The following is a 502-nucleotide window of genomic DNA, read 5'->3' as shown; positions in this document are numbered from 1 at the left end:
TCTAACTCAGCTATTCCTCTTCTAAATTTCTGAATAGCAAGCTGAATCATGACATACATATATTGGGGAACACCAGCTTCCTTCAATTTTTCTTTATAACATTTTATTTCTATATCGGCAATTTTATCCTCATTTTCAAATACTTTTAATAAATCAATTGAGGATTGATTAAATTTTCTTTTCAAGTATAAATAAGCAAGTGTTCGCTTATTTTTCACAATATCGCTTTTTGAATTATAGAAAAGACCTCTATAATCATTTTCGATCTGTAAAGCAATGCCCAATTGGAGTGCATAAGATTCAACAGTAGGATTAAATTTACCTGTAGCGAGCATGGTTCCCAAAACACATGAAAGAGCTGTCAATGAACCAGATTTGCGCTTGATCATATCAAGGCATTCGTTTTCCGTAACCGGCTTATCACTAAGATCATCATGTTGCCCTTGTGAAGATTGCAATATGTATTCCATCATTTTATTAAAAAAGCAAGAATCGTTCGACA

The 502-nt window shown here is 32.7% G+C and carries 1 protein-coding gene; it reads right to left on the bottom strand.

Translation table 11 applies throughout. The features are described from left to right. Window positions 1-458 (bottom strand): polyprenyl synthetase family protein (locus AC27IT_RS28405; RefSeq protein ID WP_487092362.1); only part of this gene is annotated, 458 nt, incomplete at its 3' end. Window positions 459-502 lie beyond the last annotated feature (44 nt).

It is taken from the genome of Brevibacillus sp. YAE8 (assembly GCF_057543335.1).
Note: the sequence above shows the minus strand (reverse complement) of the source record. Positions and strands in the feature narration are given on the sequence as shown.